20 protein-coding genes are annotated in these 22774 nt (G+C 46.1%); 8 read left to right on the top strand and 12 right to left on the bottom strand.

Features of this window, described 5'->3' with window-relative positions; genetic code table 11:
• From NMD08_RS06320 to NMD08_RS06285, 8 genes are read right to left on the bottom strand one after another with little or no spacing between them, the layout of a single operon-like run.
• Positions 1 to 1212, bottom strand: a complete 1212-nt coding sequence (locus NMD08_RS06320) for a glycosyltransferase family 4 protein (protein ID WP_151224223.1) — start codon at positions 1210 to 1212, stop codon at positions 1 to 3.
• 14 nt (positions 1213 to 1226) lie between these two features.
• Complete coding sequence (locus NMD08_RS06315; protein ID WP_370619777.1) at positions 1227 to 2216, bottom strand: glycosyltransferase family 2 protein; 990 nt, start codon at positions 2214 to 2216, stop codon at positions 1227 to 1229.
• A 4-nt stretch (positions 2217 to 2220) separates the two neighbouring features.
• The gene (locus tag NMD08_RS06310) at positions 2221 to 3591 is read right to left on the bottom strand and encodes a capsular biosynthesis protein (protein ID WP_151218154.1); all 1371 of its coding nucleotides are present in this window, start codon (positions 3589 to 3591) and stop codon (positions 2221 to 2223) included.
• Positions 3588 to 4799 carry a lipopolysaccharide biosynthesis protein gene (locus NMD08_RS06305; protein ID WP_370619775.1) on the bottom strand — a complete coding sequence of 404 codons (1212 nt, stop codon included), beginning with the start codon at positions 4797 to 4799 and terminating at the stop codon, positions 3588 to 3590. The genes NMD08_RS06310 and NMD08_RS06305 overlap by 4 nt, the downstream gene beginning before the upstream one ends.
• Entirely contained in the window at positions 4796 to 6925 is a 2130-nt protein-coding gene (locus tag NMD08_RS06300) for a tyrosine-protein kinase domain-containing protein (protein WP_151218155.1), read from the bottom strand. Before NMD08_RS06300 ends, NMD08_RS06305 begins: the two co-directional genes overlap by 4 nt.
• Positions 6926 to 6927: 2 nt before the next feature.
• Positions 6928 to 7485 (bottom strand): polysaccharide biosynthesis/export family protein, encoded by a 558-nt coding sequence (locus NMD08_RS06295; RefSeq protein WP_151218156.1) that lies wholly within the window; start codon positions 7483 to 7485, stop codon positions 6928 to 6930.
• Between the two features lies 1 nt (position 7486).
• Positions 7487 to 8773 (bottom strand): outer membrane beta-barrel protein, encoded by a 1287-nt coding sequence (locus NMD08_RS06290; RefSeq protein ID WP_151218157.1) that lies wholly within the window; start codon positions 8771 to 8773, stop codon positions 7487 to 7489.
• Positions 8763 to 10178 (bottom strand): undecaprenyl-phosphate glucose phosphotransferase, encoded by a 1416-nt coding sequence (locus tag NMD08_RS06285; protein WP_151218158.1) that lies wholly within the window; start codon positions 10176 to 10178, stop codon positions 8763 to 8765. The genes NMD08_RS06290 and NMD08_RS06285 overlap by 11 nt, the downstream gene beginning before the upstream one ends.
• A gap of 1012 nt (positions 10179 to 11190) precedes the next feature.
• On the opposite strand from NMD08_RS06285, the gene NMD08_RS06280 reads away from it, so the two are divergent.
• The gene (locus NMD08_RS06280) at positions 11191 to 11397 is read left to right on the top strand and encodes a fimbria/pilus periplasmic chaperone (protein WP_279574292.1); all 207 of its coding nucleotides are present in this window, start codon (positions 11191 to 11193) and stop codon (positions 11395 to 11397) included.
• A 73-nt stretch (positions 11398 to 11470) separates the two neighbouring features.
• Here NMD08_RS06280 and NMD08_RS06275 read toward each other — a convergent pair whose 3' ends face one another.
• On the bottom strand, positions 11471 to 12913 hold the full coding sequence (locus NMD08_RS06275; protein ID WP_187253082.1) for a sensor histidine kinase: 1443 nt from the start codon (positions 12911 to 12913) through the stop codon (positions 11471 to 11473).
• Positions 12900 to 13574: a transcriptional regulator TctD gene (gene tctD, locus NMD08_RS06270; RefSeq protein ID WP_003826032.1), complete on the bottom strand. Its 675-nt coding sequence runs from the start codon at positions 13572 to 13574 to the stop codon at positions 12900 to 12902. Before tctD ends, NMD08_RS06275 begins: the two co-directional genes overlap by 14 nt.
• 152 nt (positions 13575 to 13726) lie before the next feature.
• Here tctD and NMD08_RS06265 point away from each other — a divergent pair, with 152 nt between their 5' ends.
• Genes NMD08_RS06265 through NMD08_RS06255 form a run of 3 tightly spaced genes read left to right on the top strand, consistent with a single transcriptional unit; the run spans position 13727 to position 16678 of the window.
• Entirely contained in the window at positions 13727 to 14704 is a 978-nt protein-coding gene (locus tag NMD08_RS06265; protein WP_151218159.1) for a tripartite tricarboxylate transporter substrate binding protein, read from the top strand.
• A gap of 14 nt (positions 14705 to 14718) precedes the next feature.
• On the top strand, positions 14719 to 15153 hold the full coding sequence (locus NMD08_RS06260; RefSeq protein WP_370619773.1) for a tripartite tricarboxylate transporter TctB family protein: 435 nt from the start codon (positions 14719 to 14721) through the stop codon (positions 15151 to 15153).
• Between the two features lie 10 nt (positions 15154 to 15163).
• The gene (locus NMD08_RS06255) at positions 15164 to 16678 is read left to right on the top strand and encodes a tripartite tricarboxylate transporter permease (protein ID WP_151224227.1); all 1515 of its coding nucleotides are present in this window, start codon (positions 15164 to 15166) and stop codon (positions 16676 to 16678) included.
• 56 nt (positions 16679 to 16734) lie between these two features.
• On the opposite strand, the gene NMD08_RS06250 is transcribed toward NMD08_RS06255, so the two are convergent.
• Complete coding sequence (locus NMD08_RS06250) at positions 16735 to 18105, bottom strand: sensor domain-containing diguanylate cyclase (RefSeq protein WP_187253083.1); 1371 nt, start codon at positions 18103 to 18105, stop codon at positions 16735 to 16737.
• A 751-nt stretch (positions 18106 to 18856) separates the two neighbouring features.
• Between NMD08_RS06250 and NMD08_RS06245 the strand changes: the two genes are divergently transcribed.
• The 3 genes from NMD08_RS06245 to NMD08_RS06235 all read left to right on the top strand — a co-directional run bounded on the left by NMD08_RS06245 (position 18857) and on the right by NMD08_RS06235 (position 20814).
• Positions 18857 to 19825, top strand: a complete 969-nt coding sequence (locus NMD08_RS06245) for an IS5-like element IS903B family transposase (protein WP_022652343.1) — start codon at positions 18857 to 18859, stop codon at positions 19823 to 19825.
• A 97-nt stretch (positions 19826 to 19922) separates the two neighbouring features.
• Positions 19923 to 20219, top strand: coding sequence for a PapB/FocB family fimbrial expression transcriptional regulator (locus NMD08_RS06240; protein ID WP_071891781.1), 297 nt, complete (start codon positions 19923 to 19925; stop codon positions 20217 to 20219).
• 19 nt (positions 20220 to 20238) lie between these two features.
• Complete coding sequence (locus NMD08_RS06235) at positions 20239 to 20814, top strand: hypothetical protein (protein ID WP_071891779.1); 576 nt, start codon at positions 20239 to 20241, stop codon at positions 20812 to 20814.
• A 124-nt stretch (positions 20815 to 20938) separates the two neighbouring features.
• On the opposite strand, the gene NMD08_RS06230 is transcribed toward NMD08_RS06235, so the two are convergent.
• Positions 20939 to 21613 (bottom strand): hypothetical protein, encoded by a 675-nt coding sequence (locus NMD08_RS06230; RefSeq protein ID WP_151218161.1) that lies wholly within the window; start codon positions 21611 to 21613, stop codon positions 20939 to 20941.
• A 654-nt stretch (positions 21614 to 22267) separates the two neighbouring features.
• Between NMD08_RS06230 and NMD08_RS06225 the strand changes: the two genes are divergently transcribed.
• Complete coding sequence (locus NMD08_RS06225) at positions 22268 to 22612, top strand: PapB/FocB family fimbrial expression transcriptional regulator (RefSeq protein ID WP_044713312.1); 345 nt, start codon at positions 22268 to 22270, stop codon at positions 22610 to 22612.
• Positions 22613 to 22774 lie beyond the last annotated feature (162 nt).

Raw genomic sequence — 22774 nt, 5'->3', positions numbered from 1 at the left:
CTATGGCCTGCTCAGCAATTCTTTATACAGCGCCTGTAGGGTATCCATATGTTTACTCAACGCATATTTCTCACTCAACCGCGCACGACCCTGCAGCCCCATAGTCCGCGCCTTTTCTGGCGAGTCGGCCAGGGCGTCCATCCCATTTGCCAACTCCTGCGCATTGCCAGGTTCAAATAAAATCCCTTCAATACCGTCACGAATTTGTTCCGGGATGCCGCCGATGCGCGACCCGATCACCGGCTTGCCCAAGGACATCGCCTCTAATATCGCCATCGAACAGTTTTCATAGCATTCAGAAGGAAGGATCACCGCCCGCGCATGCTTGATAAGTTTGTCGAGAGCCTCCCCTTGTTGCACATAACCTAAAAACTCAACATCCGGGTATTGGGCAACCAATTCGTCGTGCAACGGGCCGTGGCCCACAATTTTCAGCGGCGCTTTATTCTGCATTTTCTGATGCGCCGCCAACAACGTTGCCACTCCCTTTTCACGGCTCAGGCGACCGAAGTAAAGCATATAGCCCTCATCGCTTATCTCACCCAAGGGACGGCTATCATCAACGCCATTAACGATGACATCAATGCGAGAGTTCGGCAGCTTACGTAGCAATACGCCGCGTAAAAAGACGCTTGGCGAAACGATCACATCCAGCGCCTGGTAATTTTGCGCAATATACTGCCAGGTCGCCTCTAAAGAGAGCAGTAAGCTTTTTGAGGCGGAACCTTCCTGACAACGATACCTGAAGGCATTGAAAACCGTCCCGGTAATACAAGAATCACACACTTTGCCATCGCGCAGCATCGAATAGGCGGGACAGACGATCTTGTAGTCATGCGCGGTCAGCACCGTTTTGCAGCCAAAATTGCGCGCTACTTTAATCAATGCCGGCGTTAACTGATGGTAAATATTATGAAAGTGAACAATATCCGGACGCTCTTTTTGTAATAACGCCAGCATCTTTTTGCAGGCCTGGGAATTATGAATAAAGTTAACCGCCGTTTTGAGCCCGCCCAGCAGATTACTTTCTTTATGATAATCCACATTGTTGACGAAATAATCCGCATAGTCCGAAGGGAAATTGTTCTCATGCTGCATAGAGAAATCAATAACCTGCACTCCGGCCTGTTTCAGCATATCGCGCTCTTGAAAATAAACCGTTTCCGCGCCGCCTTTAATGAAAAAAAACTTATTCACTAATAAAACTTTCATTGCGCCAGCCTTGGTTATTCATGAATGATTTTACTGTCAGGCGGAGTCAACGGATCGCGTATCGGTTTAGTCAACCCTTTAACAAGCCCCGCAGAAAGCACGGCCAGATTCATTACGCTCTGTAATCCGTTTAATAACGATCGGTTCTGCACGGTTTTCAAGACAACAAAGACAAGCAACGGAAGAAATGCAATATCGAAAAGCTCGAGATTGAAGGTCACTGCCGCAATGAACAAGGCAATCAGGTAAACAGCAAAAATCGCCTCGTTCTTAACCATTTTTAACGCTTTACTGAAATAAGGTTTTCCCCAGGCGCAGCGTAGAAGCTCGCCAGGAGCCTGATAGTATCCGCTTGTCCAGCGGTGCTTCAGCAACTGAAAGGTCGGCATGGTATGCGAAGTATGAATAAAATACGGAATATTCAGACGGCGCAATTTATAACCCGCATCAAGTAAACGCAGACCCAGTTCGGCTTCCTCATAAGCATGCAAATTACGGTTGGTAAGATAACCAATTTTCTCTATCGCCGAGCGGCGATATAATCCGCCACCGCCTAAATGGTCGCTATCCCCCAGGGGATAAATCTTATTTATTCGCTGCTTACGCGATTTAAACTCATAGTTAACGGCATCGTCCATTTCAACGGTTCCCGCGACGCCTGCATATTCCGGCTCAGCCCGCAAGAACGCGACGGCCTGATCCACAAAGCCCTCTTCCAACTCCATGTCGCCATCCATCAGCAACAGATATTCCCCTTCACTATAAAGATAACCCAACTGATGCCCGACGCCGCAGCAACGATCGTTTGGGTTAGTTAATGACACTACGGTCGCCCCTTTATCGATCGCAAGCTGTTGGGTGTTATCCGTTGAAAGACTGTCGGCCACAATAATTTTGTGTGGATAATCAACAAGCTGCTTACGGATACTGTCAATCGTTTTCTCAATACATTCAGATTCATTGAGCGTTTTAATACTCACTGAAATAAACGGTTTATAGTCCATACAATTACCCTACGCAGCGAAGGACGGTTCGACGAATCACCAAACTCGATCCTAGTGATAAATAGAACAGGAATTGTAACATCGGTATAATCATCAGTATCTGACTGTAAGGTAAGCTGATTAAGCAACTGATAGCAAAAGCGTTAAACGCTGGTGCAAAACTCAGCAACTGGAGATCCTGCTGGTCCAGCTGTGCAAGTGTCAGTAATGGCTTTGGCTGACAAACTTTCAGGATATAAATGAACAAGCTAATAAAAAGCAACGTGCCGATAACGCCGACCTCCCACAGCAGCATACTCAGAGAAGTCGAGTCGAGGATTAAGTTATAGATAATATTCAAAAAGCCCGGCGATACCGTACTACCGCTGTTAGTGGCATTGAGTCCGTAGCCAAATAACGTTCCTGTAAGTCCCCACAAATCGTTATTTTTCAACCAGAACAGGAAGGTCGTAAAACGCCCTAACTCCCCGGTAGACATAATGTAGTTCGGATCAAAGATATAGCTTAAGGAGTCAATAAAAATGCTCAACGCGCTTTTCGACGGATCGCCGCCAAACGCGGAAGAATAATAGTACGCAAGGATCACTATCGACAGACTAACGAGCAACAGCATTCCTGCGACAATAATCAGCAATGTCTTTAGATTAACCTTACTCACGTCTTTGACATAGCTCGGGGAGATCCACACCCACGCGAGGAATATTGGTGAAAGTAGTATAACGAACTTCACTTCACCCATAATGCATAACCCGATCCCAAGAACGATATGCAAGGCCATGGATTTAAACGTGGTCAGCCCGTGCTTATACTCAGAAACTTTTAACAACATAATCAACAGGCAAAACAGGCCCATTGCGGCAGTATTACCGCCCCCCATGGGATCTCCGCCGAACGTACCAACCACGGAATCCCATTTCTCATCTTCTCCACGCACCGCGACGCGCTGGGGAACGACCAGTAAAACCTGATAAATCATTACCGGGATCTGCGCGTAAAACACCCAGTACAGAAAGCGTGTAACACGATAAATCTGCGATTCCCGACAAAATCCCAGCAGCAAGCAGATCATCACCAACGACAATGCGATTTCGTTTTTGAATGCCACAATCGCAACGGTAATCCCGCCCTGAATCAGCGTTGATGTTCCGGCCAAAATAAGAAACGAGAAGTACAGCGCCAGCACAATCGTTTCCTGCGCGTCCAGTTGCAGGGAGCCATCGCGCGTCTGCATCACCAACAATCCCACCATCAACAGGGTCAGGAAAAAGGGGATCCACAGCACCGACTGCAAGCCGGTAAAGTATTGCACCAGACCACACAGAATCAGCGTGACAAAAGTATAAACCTGTAAATAGTATCCGGTATTCAGCGTCATAGTATCACCGGCTTGTCTTTCAGAAGATTGGCTCGCTTATTCATTTTCAGATAAATGAAGGCGTAGCGAATAAATGTCAGGGAAGAAAACAGAATGACCGACGTGGCGTAGTCTTTATAAAAATAAGGGACGACGACAAAAGCGAATAACACAATCGCCAGCTGTTCCAGTTGGATGCGCAGAAAGTAGCGGTGAGAGCCAAAAATAAGCTCGATCACCGTTAGGGGGCTTATCGCCAGCGCTGGGAATAAATAGGGCAACATGTAGCGTGAAGTCTCAATGGAGTTAATCCAGTCTTCGCTGAAGCCCAGCCGCATTACTATCGGATAGAAAATAAACACCCCGAGGGTACAGATAAGCCCCAGTAACAACAACAGCATCCGTACCCTGGTATATTCCTGATAATTAAAGGTGTTATTTCTGAAGTCGATAGACCACTTGGAAAAAATAGTATTGCGCACCGCGTTTCCGATGATCACCACTGGCGCAAGACAGAAGCGGCTAACCACGGAAAAATAACCCGCCGTCAGCGCGGAGAACCAAAAGTTAATCAGCATAATCGGCAAATTGCTGCTGGCCATCGCCAACACCTCCGCGCTGCCGACTTTGGTAATGTGATGAATATTCTGTTTGAAAAAATGCCAATTACTGGTAGGCCGCAGATGTTGAATTGCCACCGAACGAACGTCAAACGAATGCAAAATGCAGCTGACGGTCAGTGCCATTGTCGCGCACGCCCATGCCCAATAAAACAGCTGCACATGGTGCGTCACCAGTACCGAAAGGAATACCACTACCGAGACAGAAATGCGTTGGAAAATCAGAAAACGAAAGTTAGCCGTGCGTAGAGACAGGTTCTCTGAGATTAAAACCCACGCCGTTGCCAGCGTCAGCAAATAGAGAAACAGGATATTCTGGTGAAACAACCATGCGGTCACTACGGCGTACGGTAAGGCAATAATCGTGCTTTGGATCAGACAGAACACGACGTTCTGCACCAGTTCTTCTTCCTGTTGTTTCGGAATTAACAGCTGTGATGCAAAGGTACATACCTGAGCGCCCACCACGGCGATACTGTAGTTGAGCGCATACAGCCCCACCTCCGCCATATCATACTTGTGTGAAATCAACCAGATAGACAGCGCACCAATCAATTGCGAAATGACTGATGAACCGGCTATCGTGGAAGCGCTCTTCAGTAGACTCATACGCGGCCTGGCGTGGTCATCAGTTGATCGGTACTAAAGTTGAGTGAACGTAAACCTTCTTGCGTCTCAAGATCTTTTTCTTCAACCGCATTGAGTACCGCGCCAATAACCGCGCCGTTATTTTCCTCCAACTTATCCAGCGCGTTGGCGATTTGCCCGGCGGACCCCGCCCCAGCTTTCACGACGAAAATCACCCCATCAACGGCGCGTTTAATCAGTTGAACATCCTGACTCTGATTCACAGCTGCGACATCAATAATGATGCGCTGATAGTGCGATTTCAGCTCGCGCATTAAGGGCTCAACGTGACCCGACGACAGCATCAGTAAAGAAGAGATTGCGCTCTTGCCGTGCGGAATAAAATCGAGATTATCACTGAGCGTAATCCGCGCCTGTTTAAGCTCAGTCTCCCCGCGCAACAGTTCCGCCAGACCTGCGGATGTTGCCGACGCCAGTTCAGAAGAGAGCCCATCAGTATTAAAGAAATCCGCATCAATAAGCAGAGTTTTCTGATCGAAACTAAAGGAGTTCGCCAACAAACTCGCCAGCAGAGAACGTCCTTCACCGTGCTCCGTTGACGCCACGATGAGCGTCTGTAATGACCGGTTATCGAGCATAATCCGGGTACGGATACCGTGCACAATATCGGCATTCAGCGGGTTCTTCAGGATCATGTCACGCACCTGCGCGCGCCCAGAGATCCCACTAAAACGACGGATTTCACCAAGCGGTACAACGTTCAGGCGTTTTCTCATACGACTCAACGTACCGATTGAGTTATCCATCGCCGCTTTGACAATGAAATACATGATGCTGAACACCACCACCAGCATGACCACCATCACCAACAGCAGTGATTTATTCGGCTTCGCCGGTTTCAATGCTGGAACAGCCGGATCGTATAACACCGCATCAGCATTCACGCCGGAGAGCGACAGCTCCTGAGTACGCTGATAAAGCGATTTGTACAGATCTTCCATTTTATCTAACGCCAGTTTTTGGCTGTTCCAGGCATCCCGTTTTGACGCCATTTTCTGGAAGATCGCTTTCTGCTCAGCCAATTGTTGCTGGTAGTTCTTTTCATCCGCAAGCGCCGCCAGATATTGCTGGCGTAAACCCACTTTCAGTTCACCCAACACCCGTCCCGTTTGGCTTTGGATCGACTGCACATCAGCTTCTGCTTTTAAAATGGCCGGGTTTTTTGGCCCATAGACTTTGCGCAATTCAGACAACGTACGCTGCGCCTGAATTAACGCAATGCGTAAATCCTGAATCTGGGCGTGGTTAGAGACCGAAGGTAGCGAGATAACACTCTCAGCGGACTTCCCTCCCCCGTTCACCTCGTTATAGACAGATTCCGCGGCAACACGACGCTGAGTCGCATCGGCCAGGCGATTGGTCACGATACTTAACTGCTCGGTTTCAAAACCATCAATACCGCGAAAGGTCAGCAGCCCGGCATTTTTCAGATAACTCTCCATATCTTCTTTTTGCTTCGCTATCGACTTCTGAATTTCTTCCATTTTTTCATAATTCAGTTTGCGGGCTTGCTCCACTTTCAGACGCTTTTGCTCCACCGTATAGTTGATGAAAGCCTGCGCGACACCGTTGGCGATGTCCGCCGCAACCTGAGGCGAAGTCGATTCATAGGTAATCGAGGCCAGGTTCGTTGTACGAATACCAATGACATTCAGGTTTTTCGACAACGTTTTCAGCGCCTGCTCTATTCTCAGTTGCCGACTTTCACTGCTATCCGCCCCTTGAGCATCGGTTTTTTCCCCGATAAATTCTGGGTTCTCATCCAGCTTCATATCGCGAACGGCTTGCTCGAGCACAATCCGTGAATGCATCAACGCGTATTGCGTTTCATAGTAACCACTGCGCGTTGAATCGAAACCATCAACCTGTGGAAACGGAGAAACGTTATCGGCCTGCGCCTTAATCAGCACCGTTGCCGTTGACACATACTTTGAGGACATCATGCTGATTAACGGATAAGCAACGACCCCGGCAACGATACCAGCTAGCGCGATTTTCCAGGCGTTCTTTTTCAACTCTTTAGCAAAGCGGGAGAATTCGACAGTGCTTTCTCGTTTTTTGCCGTTTTCCACTATAGATAGTTTCATCGTTAGAAGAACCCCATGCCAATAATCACGACATCCCCAGGATGAACAGAGTGCGTTAAATCGACATTCTCAAGCAGCTGATTGCTACCCGACAGGCGAATGTTGATATCTTGACGGTCTGCACGGTCTGTAAACCCCCCCGCCTGCGCAATAGACTTCTCGACGGTAAGACCTGGCTCATAGGCGTATCCATTCGGACTTTTCACCTCGCCAGAAACATAGTATTTACGGAACTCGGCAATACTCACTGTCACCATCGGAGTGGTAAAATAATCTCCAGTCAGACGCTGAGTTAATTCTTTAGTCACCTGATCGACGGTTTTATCGTTTAATTTAAGAGCACCCACGAATGGGAAATTAATCTCGCCACTCTTATCCAAAATAAACCGCATCGTCATATCGGGTTGGCCATGAACAGCGATATTGACAGTATCCCCCGCGCCAAGCCGGTAATCCTGCTGAACAGCAGCAGGATCGTCCATTAATCTCGGGCTGGACGTTGTGCATCCGACCATCAGGATACTGAATAGCAAAACCGCGCACAGTTCTATTATTTTCATTTTAGATCTGAACCTTAGCTTTAAGCATAATCATAGAATTATCATAACCCAACGTTCTAATGACTTCCTGATTGTCGTTGGGACCGATATAAAACGAGTCAGTATCCTTATTCGAATTCAATGTATCTATTTGATATTTAATCTCAAAATTAACCGACGGCGTGTAGTCATAGCTCATGGTTACGCTAAATACTCCATCTTTATCATGTCGATCCTTATTCTGTTTTTTATAATCTTCCGAGGTAAATGAGTAATCCAGTAAGGTAGAAAAACGGTTGCCTAACCAGAAATGCTGGTAAGAAAGACCATACTGGGTCACTAAAATATATCCCCCAACTTCCGATGGGTCTTTAATGCTTTGCGCCGAGTGGACGGTGAATACAGACTGTTGTAACGGTTTCCACTCTCCTTTTATGTCCCAGTTTAGACCATTAAAATCCTGCGAGTTGGCACTGTTTTCAAATGTCTTGTACAACCATGAAATATTCATGTCGACATTGGTTTTCCCCGTTAACTGCGATTTCAGGCCATACAGTAAATAATACTCATTTGTGTCTTTTTCTGAGTTGTTATCATAGTGACGTTGGTTAGTAATAAAGCTATAGCGAAAGCGCGTCCTGGATGTGTACTGGTCAAAAATTTCTGCCACCAGGCTATTTTCGTGCCATTCCTGTTCCTGAATATAATTGTAGAAATCGTCACTGCTGTCCCGTACATCAGACGTGTTGCCGAAAGTGAGTTTTTTATACAACAACGCCAGTTCAGCTTTCCCACGCCCATCAGGTGCGCCGTAACTGTAACGCAATTCACTGTTGATAAAATTCGTCGTCAGTGGAGATGTAATCCCATACTGCTCGAATTGGCCCGGGAGAAAACCCTCGGTAATACCGCGGCCACGGGATTCATGCCCAAGCGTATCTTCCAGATTGAGGGTTAGACCATGCTTGAGCCCGTACCGCCAGGCACCGTTAAAACGGAAAAAATGATCGTTATAGTTATCAGCGGAATCACTGGAGTAGTTACGATAATCTCCGGAGTACATCAGTAAATACTTATCCTGACCGCGCTCTCCGATCATACTCAGTACAGGCGCTGCGCTCTGAAACGAGGAGCCGATAGCATCGCTGCTATGTGGCTGATAAGAAACGTTATCATTATAACCATAATCCACAGCGACCTTGCCCTGGAAGTCGATTCCCGCAAAGCCAATGTGTGATTTCGGGGTTAAATCAGCCCATGCGGGCTGCGATATCACGATTCCGGTAATCACTATCAATTTAGTATGCATTCTTACCGACAAATCCTTTGAAAATAGTTTTAATGATGATTTTGATATCCAGCCATAACGACCAGTTTTGAATGTACTCAATATCGTACTGAACCCGTTTTTCCATCTTATAAAGCGCATCGATTTCCCCGCGGAAACCGTTGATCTGTGCAAGCCCAGTGATCCCAGGCTTCACTTTATGGCGGATCATGTAATTTTCGACCTGTTTGCGGTACTGCTCATTATGCGTAACCGCATGGGGTCTGGGGCCGACAATCGACATACTTCCCTGCAATACGTTAATAAATTGCGGGAGTTCATCAAGCGAGGTACGGCGCAAGAAACTCCCGAATTTCGTTACACGTGGATCGTTTTTTGTCGCCTGAATAACCGTATCGGCGTTCTCCATCACACGCATCGAGCGAAACTTCCAGACCTTAATTTTTTGCCCACTCAGGCCATACCTATCTTGTTTGAAAAATACCGGCCCGCGGGAAGTGAGTTTAATACCAATGGCTATTGCCAACATCAGTGAAGAAATCATCACCATAATGATGCTGCCCAGCACCAGATCTTCCGCTCGCTTAATAAACGACCCCGCCCCTTCAAACGGCGAACTAAAGATACCGATAGTTTGCAGATTGTGGATGGAGCGCAACTTGGACATGTTGTTACTGTAGGTATAGAAATCCGGGACAATATAGGTATCGACGGTGGTGTCTGACATCATCGCCAGGAAATGACGAATACGGTGCAAGGCCACCATCGGTAAAGCGATATAGATTTCGTCGATATTGCCCTGCCTGGCTTCCTCGACCAGATTAATCACCGGGCCACGAAAGGGGCTTTTGACTTTATCAACGATATCTCCACAACGGGATAAGGCGCGCTCATCATAAAATGACAAATCTAATGTGATGTTGGCGTATTCGTTCATTAACGCGTTTTCTGCGGCCAGACCATTGTCAGTCAGACCAATAATCGCTACGCGCATACTCTTTTTCGTTGAATATTTAAAAATGAAAAAGCGAATGTAATAAAGAAAAGGTAATGGAATGAAGTACCAGTAAATAATCGCTGAATAAAAAGGCGCAGGCAGTCGGTCTAAGGCTCCGAGCGATTCAGGTTCAGCCACGGCGACAGTGACCAGCTCGTTACAAAAAATGGCCAGAAGCGTACAAACAACCAACCGTTTTTGGTTTCGCAGACCGATTGTTTTAATCTTTTGCTGATACATTTTGATGTATTCAGCAAATAGCAAATAAAAAACTGAGAACAGAATGCTCAGGATGGCAATAGTGTTAAAGGGCTCCACTCCCAGCAGATGGGCGCTAAAGATTAACGTCGCATTGATAACAATGAAATCGACCAGTTTTAGAAAGACTGGATATCCCTGGCTGCTAATCTTTAGCGAGTTTTTAAGCATAGCTCAGCCTATTATTTATTGATCTTTAATCATTTTTTTCCATTTAATGTTGCTAATTATATCACAAGTCTAAAAAACGCAATGGCACACTGTCAGTAAATGTAAAAAACAATGTAATACAATGTGATGAGTTTCGCACCACATAAACTTAACATATTGATTAAATTAAGCATTTATTGACGTTTATTTTTGATTGTATCATATAAAAATATGGCTAATTGCAACATAATTGCCATTGACAGATCACAACCCATAAGCTATGAGCAGATAGAATCAAGTGATGCCACCTGACAACAGGTTAACCTTACAAGCAGTAACACTTCTTCCAACCCTGACAGTGTTACGCCCTGCAGCAAAAGCCCCGGTGAACGACAGAGATAATCAATAATTATATTAATAATATTCGTTATAAAAAGAACATAGCAATACATTCACAGCATAATAATTAGCAACGTTATCATTACCCATACTAAAAATATGTATTACATATCACTAATGTCAACATTCTGCGTGCAAACACCTTTAACACCAGAATTTTCAGCACTCATCAACACGTTTATGAAAATAAACAAAAGAGAATAAATGACAACATTAAAAACTTGTTAAGAATAGAGCAAGCTACTCCAATAAATTTTTACACACCTTTGTTAAGGCATATATACAAAAGCCTCATAAAGCCACTTAATTATTTCAAAAAATTTAGTTTACTTACTTATCGCAAATAAATAGCATCCGCAGCGGATGACTTGCTGAGCGATTTACGCACGTTAATCGTTTCATTTCAAATGAAGTCCTACATCATTTTTTGACGTTGATGTACTCCAGCTGAATTTGTGCCTCTGACAAGTAATCTTCTGGGTAAATAATAAATTTAACGGAGTTATGATGAAAAAAACTTTACTCATCAGCAGTATGCTGGTCGCTTTGCTTGCCGCGAATACTGGCGCAGCAGCGAATAACGGACGTTGATGCTATGGATGGCACTGTTCCCTGAGTCTGGAAAGTACACCTGATGAATAAAGTATCCTTTTATCTGTTGCTGTGCGTCGTTAGCACCACACACAGCGCAATTAACTTGAGGCAAATTCGCATTATTTATAATGAGAATGATAAAGTGGCGATGTTTGACGTCAACAATAATACATACAAGCCAAATATGGTACAGACGTGGCTGGATAAGGGTAATCCCGTTGAGACGCCAGCTAACTTGCAATGTTAATTACGCCACCAATTCTGAAACTCGACGGCCATAAGTCAGCCGTATTACGGGCTAGTCAATACGACGATGACCTTTAAATAACGGGCGCAGGGCGCCCCTGCTCTTCTCGCTCCAGACATAAAAAACGCATCCGCACGCTTAACCCACCTAGTGCTTCACTCCGTGATAGCTTCGGGTGCGTGCGGTGCAGACGAGCAATGTCATTGACCAGCGCCAGACCGATTCCTGCCCCAGGAACATTGCCGACGTTATCCAGGCGATGAAACGGGAGCAGCGCCTGATGCACCATTTGTTCATCAATGCCTGGCCCGCTATCTTCAACCACCAATACCACTGCTTCTCCCTCTCGCCGCAGTCGGGCAGTCACTACGCCATGCGGCGGCGTGTATTTCAGTGCGTTATCCAGCAGATTTCCGCACAGTTCCCCGAGCAGGACTTCATCGCCCTCAACCCACACCGCGTCCTGTTCCCCTTCATAGCCCAGATCGATCCCTTTACTGCGCGCCTGCGCCAGTCGCGTGAAACAGCTGGTTTGCACTACCTCATACAAATTAACCGGTGAAAAGTGCCTTTCTCCTTGCTCTTTACGCTTCACCGCCGACAGCTGTAACAGCCTTTCAGTCAGTTGAATGGTGTTATCCAGCGTGGTACTCATAGCCTGTAAACTCTCATACCACTGCTGCGGTTGCTGACTGGCCAGAGCCACCGCCGCCTGAGTTTTCAGCACTGCCAGCGGCGTTTTAAGCTGATGGGAAGCATCCGCACTGAAGCGCTCCTGGCGAGAGATCAGGCCGCGAAGTCGGTCCAGATAGCGGTTGAATGCCACGATCAACAGGCGGGTTTCCGACCACGGCAACAGCTCCGGCAGCGGCGTCAGCAGCCCCGGCTCACGACGCACCATCAGCGAAGACAGCTGGCGCATCGGGCGTAATACCCGGCGCAGCAGCCAGCCAACCAGCACCAGCGTGAGCAGCACCAGCAGCCCTTGCGAAACCCACGATGAAAACAACAGCTGCCGCGCCAGATAACGTCGCGATTGCAGCGTTTCGGCGACATAAATCTCAGCCATGCCGACAATACCGCCCTCATTGACGGGCTGCAGCAGGCGCGCTACGCGAATGGCCTCGCCACGATATTCAGTGTGATAAAACCACGCCAGCGCCGGATAAAGCCGCGTGCGCGAAGTTGCTGGCGGCATCGCAGGTAAATCGTCATAACCAGAGATAACCTTCCCCGCTGGATCGACCACCTTGTAATACAATCTGTCGTTCATATTCAGTTCAAAGCTGTCCAGTACCACCCACGGCACATTCACTTCCAACTGTTTATTGCGTACTACCAGCCGCTCGGAGACAGTTCTGGCAGACGAGAGCAACGTCCGGTCATACGCCTGCGTCGCCGCCTGTAGCGCGCTGACATAGCTATTAAATGCCGACAGCCCCCACAACAACAGGAGCGGCAGGCCCAGAAACATCAGCAGTTGCAGATACAACGATTGGGGTTTAACCCACTTCATCGCTGCGCTCCAGCACATAGCCCAGGCCGCGTAGCGTGGCAATACGCACATCGCTTCCCTGTAGCTTTTTACGCAGACGATGGATGTACAGCTCAATGCTTTCAGGGCTGACCTCATCGCTTAGACTGAAGACCTGTTCAAATAACTGCTGACGCGAAACCGGTCGCAATCGACGATACATCAGCACCGTAAGCAATGCCTGTTCGCGCGGGGTGAGTGCCAGCGGTTGCCCCTGCAAGAGAAAATAGCCTTCATCGTGAAACGCCAGTTCCCCTAATTGCTGTATACCTTGTACCTGCCCCGCACTGCGCCGTAGCAGGGCCCGCAGCCGGGCATCCAGTTCCTCGATTTCAAACGGCTTTGCCAGATAATCATCGGCCCCAACGTTCAATCCTTTCACCCGATCGGCCACCGCGCTGCGCGCCGTCAGCAGCAGAACGGGAAGCGTCTGCCCGCGTTTGCGCAGGCGCTGAACGACTTCAAGGCCATCCAACCCCGGCATATTGATGTCCAGCACCGCCAACGCGTACGTTTCACTATGTAAAAGGTGATCGGCCGCCAGGCCATCAAAAACGCAGTCGACGGCAAAACCGTTTTGCACCAGCGCTTTCTCCAGCCAGTGAGCTAACTCACGATTATCCTCCGCTAATAAGAGACGCATATCACATCCTGTAAAGTTTCTGCCGCATTGAAAGGGAATTGAAAGGTTAATGTTTTAACAATCATGCAACCGAACTGCTACACATCGGCTCACATAATCACAAAAATAATCTTCCGTACCTGAAATCCGGTCATCCGGCGTGAGGATAAATAATGAAAAAACAATTACTTCGTACCCTTACTGCAAGCATGTTATTGATGAGTACCTCTGTTCTGGCGGAACAAGCGCCATCGCGCACGGAATGTATCGCCCCTGCTAAACCCGGCGGTGGTTTTGATCTCACCTGTAAGTTGATTCAGGTGAGCATGATGGAAACCGGCGCTATCGAAAAACCGATGCGCGTAACCTACATGCCCGGCGGCGTGGGAGCTGTGGCATATAACGCTATCGTCGCGCAACGTCCTGCCGAAGCGGGTACCGTCGTTGCCTTCTCCGGCGGCTCGCTGCTGAACCTGTCACAAGGCAAGTTTGGTCGCTACGGCGTGGATGATGTCCGCTGGTTGGCAAGCGTAGGCACTGACTACGGCATGATTGCCGTACGCCAGGACTCACCGTGGAAAACGCTGAAAGACCTGCTGACGGCGATGGAGAAAGATCCCAACAGCGTGGTGATTGGCGCGGGAGCTTCTATTGGTAGTCAGGACTGGATGAAGTCGGCGCTACTGGCGCAAAAAGCAAACGTCGATCCGCACAAAATGCGCTACGTCGCCTTTGAAGGCGGCGGCGAACCGGTTACCGCGCTGATGGGGAATCACGTTCAGGTAGTTTCCGGCGATCTCAGTGAGATGGTGCCGTATCTCAACGGCGACAAAATCCGCGTGCTCGCGGTGTTCTCCGATCAACGTCTGCCGGGCCAGTTAGCCAACGTACCCACCGCCAAAGAGCAAGGCTATGACCTCGTGTGGCCAATCATCCGTGGTTTCTACGTTGGGCCAAAAGTCAGCGACGCCGAGTATCAGTGGTGGGTCGATGCCTTTAACAAACTCCAGCAAACCGATGAGTTTAAAAAGCAGCGCGATCTCCGTGGCCTGTTCGAGTTCAACATGAGCGGGAAGCAGCTCGACGAGTACGTGAAGAAGCAGGTCACGGATTATCGTGAGCAGGCGAAAGCCTTCGGTCTGGCGAAATAAGCACAGAGGCAAAGATGATGAGCGATCGTATTTTTGCAGGTATCTGGCTGTTGCTCTGTATAGCCGGGCTGTTCGTGGCCTGGCAAATCACCAGCGAATATAGCTATGAGCCAGTTGGGCCGCGTCCCTTTCCGCTTGGCATTATCAGTCTGATGCTGGTCTGTGCCGTGGCGCTGCTGTTGCGCCATCCCGACACTATCAGTTGGCCCCGCCGTCATGTGCTGCAAAAGCTGCTGACGATGGTAATTGTGCTGTTGATGTACGCCTGGGGTTTCGAATGGCTCGGTTTTCCCATCACCACCGCCATTCTCACCGTAGTGATTGGCATGCTGTTCGGCGCAACCATTCCGGCTGCGGGTATTTCGGGCGCGGTGCTCGGCATTCTGCTGTGGTATGCCTTTGACCGCCTGCTTGACGTCACCTTACCTCTCGGCGCCTGGCTGGGTTAACGGAGAAACGATGGATACCTGGATTTATCTTTCACAAGGTTTCGCGGTGGCCATGACGCCGGAAAACCTGGTCATCGCCCTGATTGGCTGTTTTGTCGGTACCATTGTCGGGCTGTTGCCTGGACTGGGGCCAATCAACGGTGTGGCGATCCTCCTGCCTCTGGCCTTCGCTTTGCACCTGCCTGCTGAGTCTGCACTGATCCTGCTGGCGACAGTCTATATCGGCTGTGAATACGGCGGGCGAATCTCGTCGATTTTGCTGAACGTGCCCGGCGATGCGGCGGCGATTATGACCGCGCTGGATGGTTACCCGATGGCGCAGCAAGGCCGCGGTGGTGTGGCGCTTTCTATCTCTGCGGTCAGCTCTTTCTTTGGTTCGCTCATCGCTATCGGCGGCATCATTCTGTTTGCCCCGGCATTAGCCCAGTGGTCGCTGGCCTTCGGTCCGGCTGAATACTTTGCCTTAATGGTTTTCGCCATTGCATGCCTCGGCAGCATGATGGCGCAAAATCCGCTGAAATCATTTCTGGCAGCGCTCATCGGTCTGGGACTCGCGACCGTCGGCGTAGACGCCAATACCGGGGTTTATCGCTTTACCTTTGACAGTGTCCATCTTTCCGACGGTGTGCAGTTTATCGTGGTGGTGATTGGGCTGTTCTCTGTCTCAGAAATATTGTTAATGCTGGAACATACCAGCAGTGGCCAGACGCTGGTGCGTAAAACGGGTCGCATGCTATTTAACGCTAAAGAAGGCGCGCAGTGCGCTGGCGCAACCTTGCGCTCGTCGGTGATTGGCTTTTTCGTCGGGGTCCTTCCCGGCGCAGGCGCGACCATTGCGAGTGCTATCACCTACATGACGGAGAAAAAACTCAGCGGCAACAGCGACAGCTTCGGTAAAGGTGATATACGCGGAGTGGCGGCCCCCGAAGCAGCAAACAACGCCTCGGCCTGCGGCTCGTTCATTCCGATGCTGACGCTCGGCGTGCCGGGTTCCGGCACCACGGCGGTAATGATGGGCGCGCTAACGCTTTACAACATCACACCGGGGCCGGCCATGTTTACCGAGCAGCCGGATATCGTCTGGGGGCTGATTGCAGCGCTGCTGATTGCCAACGTGATGCTGCTGGTGATGAACATCCCGCTGATCGGTTTGTTTACCCGTATGCTGACCATCCCACTGTGGTTTTTAGTACCGGCTATTGCAGCGGTTTCAGCCGTGGGCGTGTATGCCGTCCACAGCACCACCTTCGATCTGGTGCTGATGGTTGCCTTAGGCGTGCTGGGCTACATATTGCGTAAAATGCACTTCCCGATGTCGCCGTTAATTTTAGGCTTCGTTCTCGGGGAAATGTTGGAGCAGAACCTGCGCCGGGCGCTGTCCATCAGTAACGGGAGTTTGGATATTCTGTGGGCCAGCGGCGTGGCAAAAGTGCTGTTGGTAATGGCGGTAGTAGTTATTGTGGTCCCGCCGGTGCTACGCCTGATCCGTAAACGTAACAGTAAACCGCAGGTAGATGCAGGTTAGTCAATATTGCCGGCCAACTACGCGATGGCGTTGTTGGCCGGCTAACATACTGCTGGTTATGGCTGTACGCACGGACACGTTAGCTCGTGGGGACCGCAGTAATACATCACTTTATTTCTGCCTGCATTTTTTGCGGCGTAAAGTGCAGCATCAGCATAGGAAACGACTTTATCACCCGATTCATCTTTCGGAGAACTAAAATAAACCCCGATGCTTATGGTCATCTGTTCTTTAATACCAAATACATTTGGCGGTAACGTGAGTTTTTCTACATTTTGTCGAATCCGCTCAGCCACCACCATAGCCTCCTGTTTATCATTGCATTTTAATAAAATGCCAAACTCCTCTCCCCCCACCCGAGCAAATACATCGGAGTCACGAATCGATTTATTAATGATATAAACGATGGAGACGATCACCTTATCTCCCTCCTGATGTCCATAAGTGTCGTTAATCCTCTTAAATTTATCAATATCAAGCATCAACACACAAACATTTCCACGTAGCATGGCAGAGTTAAGTGTTTTATAGAACAGCTTACGATTATAAATTTTGGTTAGTGCATCTCTCATAGAGGATTCCGTTTCTCTTTTTAGTAGCAGGAAAGTATTAAACATTAAAATTGAGATTACGCATAATGCGCTTATTATTTCAAGTCCGCGACTGACGTACCAGATATACATACTGTACTCATCAAGAGTGATAAGTAATAAATTGGTTAATATCGCCGAGCAGCACATCAGAGCGATACTGACCCACAACGCATTGTTCAATCGGGTTTTCAATGTAAGGTAGACTAAAGCTATGGCCCAACCTGCAATTAACGAATAAATGTATCTTAATTCCCAATGCAACGTCACCAGATCGTCTTTTAAACAGGTGATATCTATCACGACATCGGGATTATAACTTGATAAATTATGAGCAAGAATACCTATTGCGACCACAACGATGACCGTTATCATCTCCAGTATCGGCTTCTTTTGTTTATCCTCAATGACAATCGTATCGTTTCTATACGCTTTAATGCCGATACACAGCGTAATGATAAAACTCAATTGCCGAAAGTAGTAAAAGATAGCAATGTCATTGCTTCTCTGTTCGATTGAAACACTATCATTAATCAGCGCCTGCACAATATAGATCGTTTCAATAAAATAGATATCACAGCTAATAAATGCTATACCCAGAATAAAGATATAGGATAACTCTTTTCGACATAGATATTGAAACAGCATAAACAAAAACATTATTGCATAGAGAAACAACAGTCCCACAATGACGATTAAGTATGTTGTTTGCGGGACGTTTTTTACACTTATTTTAAATTGCGAAAGACATAACCCCACGCCCAAATACAAGACGATCAATATAACATAAAAACCAATAATCCACCCATTACTAAATCTATACGTTTTTTTGTTCATACTTATCCAGGTGATGAATATTTCTGGCATTTTTATATTATTTATCTTTCCTTTGCAAATAAAGTTTATTAGTCATAATACAACTGTATGTTTTCTAAGAAAATTAAATTACTCATCAGCCAGATGTATAAAATTTATTATTGACATAAAATTCACTATTTTGTGTCGATATTGTTACCACACACAAAAAAAATTATAATTTTCATAATAGCAAGTAATCCTCCTAAAAAAAATTAACGTAGGTGCCTTAGAGATTTTTAAAAAGTTATACTCGTATGGCTTACACATCCAGTTACCAGAAGTACTTATGCTTTCATCACACAAAAGAGTTAATTTCCACCAGACGGTTGTCTGGCAATGCATTGCACATTTCTTATGTTAGATCGATGCACATTTTAGTCCACATGGTAATTATTAGATTTTTATTCAAATTATATTATTTTTAATAAATTTAACATTTAATAAACATCAATTTTCTATTATATTGATTAAACCTTTATCATTATTTAATAAATACCAGGAGCATTATCGCCAAATTCATCAAAACACATAATGTTATAATTAACAAAAAAACATCTTCACAATTGATTTTATTGGATTTTTTGTAACCCCTGAATTAAATCAACCCGCAAAAATGCCAAATATAAAACTGTGAGCTATTTACTAAATCAATGTTAAAGCTATTATTAAAGAAGAGTTCATCAATGAACCATTCAAGCGGCTTTGTTGAATAAATCGAACTTTTGCTGAGTTGAAGGATCAGATCACGCATCTTCCCGACAACGCAGACCGTTCCGTGGCAAAGCAAAAGTTCAAAATCACCAACTGGCCCACCTACAATAAAGCCCTCATCAACCGTGGCTCCATAACTTTCTGGCTGGATGATGAAGCTATTCAGGCCTGGTATGAGTCAGCAACACCTTCTTCACGAGGCAGACCTCAGCGCTATTCTGACCTTGCCATCACGACTGTGCTGGTCATTAAACGCGTATTCAGGCTGACCCTGCGCGCTGCGCAGGGCTTTATTGATTCCATTTTTTCTCTGATGAACGTTCCGCTACGCTGCCCGGATTACAGCTGTGTCAGCAGGCGGGCAAAGTCGGTTAACGTCAGTTTCAAAACGTTCACCCGGGGTGAAATCGCGCATCTGGTGATTGATTCCACCGGGCTGAAGGTCTTTGGTGAAGGCGAGTGGAAAGTCAAAAAGCATGGCCAGGAACGCCGTCGTATATGGCGAAAGTTGCATCTGGCAGTTGACAGCAACACACATGAAATCATCTGTGCAGACCTGTCGCTGAACAATGTGACGGACTCAGAAGCCTTCCCGGGTCTTATCCGGCAGACTCACAGAAAAATCAGGGCAGCATCGGCAGACGGCGCTTACGACACCCGGCTCTGTCACGATGAACTGCGGCGTAAGAAAATCAGCGCGCTTATCCCACCCCGAAAAGGTGCGGGTTACTGGCCCGGTGAATATGCAGACCGTAACCGTGCAGTGGCTAATCAGCGAATGACCGGGAGTAATGCGCGGTGGAAATGGACAACAGATTACAACCGTCGCTCGATAGCGGAAACGGCGATGTACCGGGTAAAACAGCTGTTCGGGGGTTCACTGACGCTGCGTGACTACGATGGTCAGGTTGCGGAGGCTATGGCCCTGGTACGAGCGCTGAACAAAATGACGAAAGCAGGTATGCCTGAAAGCGTGCGTATTGCCTGAAAACACAACCCGCTACGGGGGAGACTTACCCGAAATCTGATTTATTCAACAAAGCCCATTCAAGCCAATAGTTATCATTTTGCGCCATGAGGAAGAAATGAACATTAAGGATGGCTTTGCAGAACATTACTCTTCTATTCCAGCGCCAGGGACCCTAACACCAGGAATGGTAGATAAAACCCATTTCCATTTGCTTATTGATATATCCAGTATATATAGTGAAAAGATTATATACGCACTCGAACTTCATTTAGTTAATGGATTAAAACGAAATGAAGCTTGTCTTATCAGCGGCATCTCACAGAGTTGTCTGTCAATTAAACTCAGGCAATTGCAACGCATTAGTCGCTCCGTCGTACAGATGTACCCTTGGTATTGTGCAAATATTAATTAACTTACCTAATTCATATAAAATGAGTAATAATATTAAGATCGTGTGCGTATCGGCTAATAGCTATCTGAAGTTAGCCATCCAGAACCTGGTGGATTTCACATGGATAAATGAATCAGACCTTTCGCCCGCGTTTTGCTATCCATCAGCAAGCATCGGCATCATGTTGCTAGTAACCACGGGTAGTACCCTTAAACAACGAATCAAAATGCTCGATATGACGCGTAAGATTTCCAACAACTACGGCTGGAAAGGCATTGTGTTATATGATCAAAAAAATGCGAATGAAAGACGTTTTGTCGATATGACCGGACTGAGGGCCTATGACATCAGAACGCCGATTGCGGATTTAAAAGATTCCATTGAAAGAAGTACTTATCTTCGCTCCCGTCATCCTCACTGTGCTAACGGCATATTGGGGCTTACAAAATATCAATGGGAAGCATTATGGCTCTCATTTATAGGTGTTGAGATAAAAGAGATTGCAGAAAAGACTGGACGTACACCACCAACATTGTATGCGCACAGGAAAGCAGGTCTAAACTATTTAAAATTGAATCATCTTCATGAATTCAAAAATGTCATAGCTAGCTTTTAATGTAGATACTTGAGAAAATCATTCTACTCCATTTTAAGTTCCTCTCCTCTATACGTTAATGAGTATTTTAACGCCCCTTATCGATGCAAATCATCAGGGGCGTAATTACGTTAAGTGGAGCAGTTTACTTAATATTAAACTGACAATTTATACATTTATTTTCTTCTTGACGGTTATGGTAGCTTAACATCACCAATAACAAAGAAAAAATAAGTCCTACAAGCGCTGACAATAAAAGAACCATAGTAGTATTGTATCGAGCCACCACTACCGGCTCTGATATAATAACAATATCGCCCTTATCCAAATAACGTTTCGTTGCCACTGCGATTAGATAGGCACGCGATAGGGTCTCTGTTGATTTATTATCAGCGTGCCGCGCATTTAACTCCTGCAATACGTTGTCGACATCATCTGCATACCATGCATTGAGTGCGGCGTTAAGAGAGAGCAGTGAGTTCTCAATTTCATTTGCTTCATTCCTGGAAACCAAGGCTTTCAGATTCAGGGTATTACTTTTTTTATTTTCATTGACACTAAAGCGACTATCAACTCTGGACACCAATAATGTTTTGAATATTTCATTACGGCATTCAACATCATCGTTGCATGAAGTGTAAAAAAATGGTGAGTAAACTTTCGGTGTAATATCAAGTGTTAACGTCACCTTATCGTTATTGATGTAACAAAACACGCCACCTATTACAATACAGAAAAACACGATAAATGATATTAGTAGATATTTATTAAAGGCATACTTTATAAAATCTAATAAATCAATTTCTTCATTAGAGCTCATTTTTTCACCCCACATTTACAAAGTGACAATCCAGGAAAGCAAGCATGCGATAAAAACTGTGCTTACAGCCAGAGCACTAATGAATATCTTTGCTGATAAAGTATACTTCATTTAATCATCCATCTATCCCAGCCATATTTAACTTTGTATTATGATAGTAAAATAAGACCAAGTGTAAACATGGAAAAAAAGTGGCTATTTTTTTTGTTATTCAGCCTAACAAATACACAGTAAATTGTTAATAAAATAGTTAACGAATTGTGATATAAAAATGCACGTATCGTTATTACAAATAAAAGTTATATAAATTTAATAAAATATATCGCTATACAAAGAATAATCCATAACTCAAGTTAAAATGTAACAATATGTTTCATCAACCAAAGAAAAATAATCACCACCGCAAAATTTCATAAAAACACTTGAAAACCTACTCTATACATCGCCGCCCAGGATCGATAAACACTTAATCATTCGCTCATGGTTCACAATAGTGAACTCGTTATATATATCATTTTTTATATAAATTTATATAAAATTAGATTATTGATTTTTACGGATTTTAGATTAAATTAGAGTTATTACAAATTATTAAATTTTATATTTTTCTATGGCAAAAAATGAACTTTTGAAACCAAAGCCATGGATCCTTTTATGTCACAGCGCCATCCTTCTCAGTCACACTGCCGTCCACGTAGCTATCGTTCTTTGTCAAATGGAAGCCTCAGCGAAGAACATTTCAATGTTTTAATTAAAATCGCTCGCATCAACAGCAGGAATAATATTGCAGCACTAAAAGATTTCCTGGTCGTCGGGAAGAAACGCAAAGATGCCTGCAACGCGAATAAAACTTCATTAAGTTACTTCTCAGTTAAACTGCGTCAGTTACAGAGTATTAGCGACGATATTATTACCATCTACCCTTTCTACGCCGAGTATTCACAGTCGTATTCGGTCTCTGCCAATAGCGCAACTGAGCAATCAAAGCAGTCGCCATAAATCTGAAGAAGAAAAAGACTAATTGGCCACGTGGAACACGTGGCACCACTCAAAAAATTCATTAATAACCAAAAAGTTAGATAGACAAAAACTCTGCTGGTATGACGCCTGATAGCTCGCCTTCCCGCCTCACCCCGTGATATCCACACCGTTTGCAATGTT

Origin of the sequence: Citrobacter meridianamericanus (assembly GCF_041320245.1) — a bacterium.
Taxonomy (GTDB): Bacteria; Pseudomonadota; Gammaproteobacteria; order Enterobacterales; family Enterobacteriaceae; genus Citrobacter; species Citrobacter meridianamericanus.
This window is presented reverse-complemented; position numbering and strand designations above follow the sequence as displayed.